Annotated in this window: 4 protein-coding genes; 2 read left to right on the forward strand and 2 right to left on the reverse strand. The window is 47.4% G+C overall.

Annotation, left to right across the window (positions count from 1 at the left end; all coding sequences use genetic code 11):
* Positions 1-474 (forward strand): hypothetical protein (locus J7J62_02590; protein ID MCD6124042.1); only part of this gene is annotated, 474 nt, incomplete at its 5' end.
* A 77-nt stretch (positions 475-551) separates the two neighbouring features.
* On the opposite strand, the gene J7J62_02595 is transcribed toward J7J62_02590, so the two are convergent.
* Positions 552-902 (reverse strand): aspartate 1-decarboxylase, encoded by a 351-nt coding sequence (locus J7J62_02595; protein ID MCD6124043.1) that lies wholly within the window; start codon positions 900-902, stop codon positions 552-554.
* 12 nt (positions 903-914) lie between these two features.
* Positions 915-2,663, reverse strand: a complete 1,749-nt coding sequence (locus J7J62_02600) for a proline--tRNA ligase (GenBank protein MCD6124044.1) — start codon at positions 2,661-2,663, stop codon at positions 915-917.
* A 157-nt stretch (positions 2,664-2,820) separates the two neighbouring features.
* On the opposite strand from J7J62_02600, the gene buk reads away from it, so the two are divergent.
* Positions 2,821-3,921 carry a butyrate kinase gene (buk, locus tag J7J62_02605; GenBank protein MCD6124045.1) on the forward strand — a complete coding sequence of 367 codons (1,101 nt, stop codon included), beginning with the start codon at positions 2,821-2,823 and terminating at the stop codon, positions 3,919-3,921.
* Positions 3,922-3,954 lie beyond the last annotated feature (33 nt).

Genomic DNA, 3,954 nt, shown 5'->3' on the forward strand with positions numbered 1-3,954 from the left:
GTGTGGGGATTAGGCATTCAAACGCTTATTTTACTGGTTTTTCAGGCTAATTTTGGCGTTTTATACTGGCTTATAGGGCTCGCCACAGGAATTTTCCTTCTCGGAAGCGCAGTAGGAAGTTATCTCGGCGAGAAAATTAATGTCAATCTGACCTTGCTATTGGTCTTTTTGTGCGTGGCTCTTACGGTGCTTTTCGCTGCGCTCGGTGAAGCAGGTTTTCACATTCCGCTCGGTGTTTTCGTTGTCATGTTTTTTGTTGCTGGTTGCGTTTCGGGACTCTGCTTCGGGGGTGGTTCGGCTGTGGGCGGCAGCGGCAAAATGCTCTACGGCATGGACCTTCTCGGCGCTACATTGGCGGCTATATGCGGAGTTTACCTTATACCAATGCTTGCACCTACAACTATAATAATTTTCGTCGGCGGGGTCGTAATAATAGCTGGCATTCTGGCGGTTACGGGTAAAGTGTTAAGGTGATGGGAAAAATTTGAATCGCGGAGACCGCGGGAAAACGGAAACCGCGGAGGCTGAGGAAATGTATCTCTTAAATCCAGCTATCTGATAATTCTGTTCTTCTCGTCAAGTTTGACGACTATCGGGCTTTTGTTCCCCCATTCATCTGCCGTGCAGTAAACATAAGATATTATTATCACTCTGTCCCCTACCGTCCCTTTGCGAGCGGCGGGACCTTTAAGAATTATGTCGCCGCTACCACGCTTTCCAGGGATAACATATGTCCACAAACGGTTTCCGTTCTCGAGGTTGAGGACCTGGACTTTCTCCCAGGGAAGTATCCCTGCTGCGTCCATGATGTCTTGGTCTATTTCTATTGAGCCATCGTATTCGAGCTGAGTGCCTGTTATACGAGCCATATGTATTTTGGCTCTGCAAAATGCTCTAAGCATTTTTTCTCCCCGTTATGGTTTTTCTATATTGGTTAGTTTTTCATCAATCTCTCTATAAAGTATTTCGCGCATTTCAAGAACTTTTTTCGGCGCATCATCAATCTTAACTGCGATTTTATCCTCGGGCTTTCTTCTTAGGCTTACCTCCACAAGCCCGTCAGCCACCTTTTTCCCCACCACAACTCTTATTGGTATCCCCCACAGATCGGCATCCTTGAATTTTACGCCAGCTCGTTCGTCCCGGTCGTCAAAGAGTACATCGACACCCATATCCATAAGCTTTCCATATATTTGCTCGGAAGCTTTTTTTATTTCAGGTTTAGTTATGTCGATCGCCGTTATTATAACTTCAAATGGCGCTATAGTAATGGGCCACACTATTCCGCTCTCGTCGGCGTAAAGCTCGATAGCCGCCGCAAGAATTCTTCCGACTCCTATGCCGTAGCTTCCCATTACGATTGGCTTTTGATTTCCCGCAGAGTCGAGAAATGTTGCGCCCATAGCCTCCGAATACTTTGTCCCAAGCTTGAAAATGTGTCCTATCTCTATGGTTTTCCGCACCTTAAGCGGATTCCCACAGCTGGGACACCTATCGCCCTCCTTGATGGTTCTGAAATCGCCCCATTCATCAACCCTTATTTCGTCGAGCTTATAACCCATAACATGATAATCTTCCTCATTAGCCCCCGTCGCGAACGGGACATCCCTCGGGAAAGCATCGTCAGCTATGATTTTGATCGACTCAGGCAAATCCACAGGTCCGACGAATCCTATAGGCGCGCCAATCCATTTGAGCACTTCATCAGCTGTAGCAGGACGAACTGCTCCCCCCATGTGCTGGGCGAGTTTCTCCTCGTTAAGTTGATAGTCTCCGCGAATGAGAACCATAACCGGTTTCCCATCGGAGACCTTTACATAAACGAGAGATTTCAACATCTGCGCCGGCGGCAAACCAAGAAATTCACTAACTTCCTCAACAGTCCTTAAACCGGGTGTGTGGACTTTTTTCTTTTCGGCTATTCGCACAGGTTCGAATGGCTGGGGTGTCCCGGTTGCTATTTCTGTGTTGGCGGCGTATCCGCACTTTTCGCAAAACGCAGTCATGTCCTCGCCCGCATCCGATTCGACCATGAATTCCTGCGACTGCTTTCCTCCCATAAGCCCCGTTGAAGCGCCTACCACCACAAATTTGAGCCCGCAACGAGTGAAAATGCGCCTGTAGGCGTACTCATGAAGTTTATAAATTTCATCGAGCTGTTCCCAATCAGCGCATAGTGAATAGGAATCTTTCATAAGGAATTCTCTAACCCTTAGAAGTCCGAATCTTGAGCGCGGTTCGTCCCTGAACTTCTCCTGAATCTGATACCATATTTGAGGCAGGTCCCTGAAAGAGCGTATTTCCCGGCGAGCAATGTCAGCTATTATCTCCTCGTGGGTTGGGGCAAGCACAAGTTCTCTTTCCTTTCTGTCCCTGAAGCGGAAAAGGATCTCACCCATGTCTTTTACGCGACCCGTTTCCTCCCACAGTTCAACAGGATTCAGCGCTGGCATGTATATCTCCTGTCCACCTATGGCATCCATTTCCTCACGGATTATTCTTATAGCTTTAAGCATTGCGCGCCAGCCCATGGGAAGGAATGTGTATAACCCAGCTGCAAGTTGCCTTATCAGCCCTGCACGGATCATAAGCTTATGCGAGATAACTTCAGCATCCGAAGGGTCCTCTTTGAGCGTGGGAAAAAGTGAATTCCTGACTCTCATCTCATCTCCTCATGCATTTTATCAAATTCGTTGACCGAAAAATTTATTAAATACTTTGAGCTTGAGCAACTCTTTTCCACAAATTATATTGACTTTGCTGATTAAATTTACGCTATTTTTTGGTTAAACAGTTTCGCCGTAAAAAGAGGGAGGACTTATGGAGAAACAATGCAAGTTCAGAATTTTGGTCATTAATCCTGGCTCAACGAGCACAAAGCTTGCGATTTTCGACGATGAAAAGCAGGTTCTCTCGAAATCATTAGCGCACGATGTGGAGGAGATATCCAAATTCCCGGACATACCGAGTCAATATCAATTCCGCAAAGATATAATTATCGATTTTCTTGCCGAGTCAGGTATAGAGCTTCGGACCATCGATGCGGTAGTAGGGCGTGGCGGGCTTTTGTATCCGCTTGAGGGCGGAACATATCTTGTAAACGATATTATGCTCGAGCATCTTAGAAAGGGGGTTCAGGGGCAGCACGCCTCGAATCTCGGTGGGATACTTGCGCATGCTATAGCAAAGGAGATAAGCGACTCAACCCCTGCGTTCATAGTTGACCCCGTGGTAGTGGATGAGATGGAGCCCATAGCTAAGCTTTCCGGGCATCCTTTGATAACGAGGCGTTCGATATTTCATGCGCTTAATCAAAAAGCTATGGCGCGCAAGGCGGCGCGGGAGCTCGGCAAAAAATACGAAGAAGCAAACATTATAGTAGCCCACATGGGGGGTGGCATTTCCGTTGGCGCACATAGAAGAGGCAAAGTTATCGATGTGAATAATGCACTTAACGGCGACGGTCCGTTCGCACCGGAGCGGAGCGGTGGTCTGCCTGCCGCTGATCTTGTTAAAATTTGTTTCTCGGGGAAATATTCCGAAAAAGATGTCATGAATATGCTCCGCGGAAAAGGTGGCATGGTCGCGTATCTCGGCACCAACGACATGAGAGTGGCAAAACAGATGGCTAAAGAGGGAGACCAGTTTGCCGACCTCGTCATCAAGGCTATGGCATATCAGATAGCCAAAGAAATAGGGCTTCTCGCAACGGTGCTCGAGGGCAATGTCGACGCTATCGTGCTTACCGGTGGAATAGCGTTCGATAGTGATTTCGTTGAGTTGATAAAAAAGCGCGTGGAGTGGATAGCCAAAGTTTTCGTTTTCCCCGGTGAGGTTGAGATGGAGGCGCTCGCTATGGGTGCGCTAAGAGTGCTAAAGGGCGAGGAAGAAGCGAAAGTATACAAGCCGAAAGAAGATTAGAAATTCTTTTGACATTTATTAACAAGAAAATTG

The organism is bacterium, assembly GCA_021159335.1.
GTDB lineage: Bacteria > UBP14 > UBA6098 > B30-G16 > B30-G16 > JAGGRZ01.

Excerpts from the sequence above, each read along its gene's own strand:
- J7J62_02595 (MCD6124043.1), bottom strand. The coding sequence starts at position 902 with ATGCTTAGAGCATTTTGCAGAGCCAAAATACATATGGCTCGTATAACA.
- J7J62_02600 (MCD6124044.1), bottom strand. The coding sequence starts at position 2,663 with ATGAGAGTCAGGAATTCACTTTTTCCCACGCTCAAAGAGGACCCTTCG.
- buk (MCD6124045.1), top strand. The coding sequence starts at position 2,821 with ATGGAGAAACAATGCAAGTTCAGAATTTTGGTCATTAATCCTGGCTCA.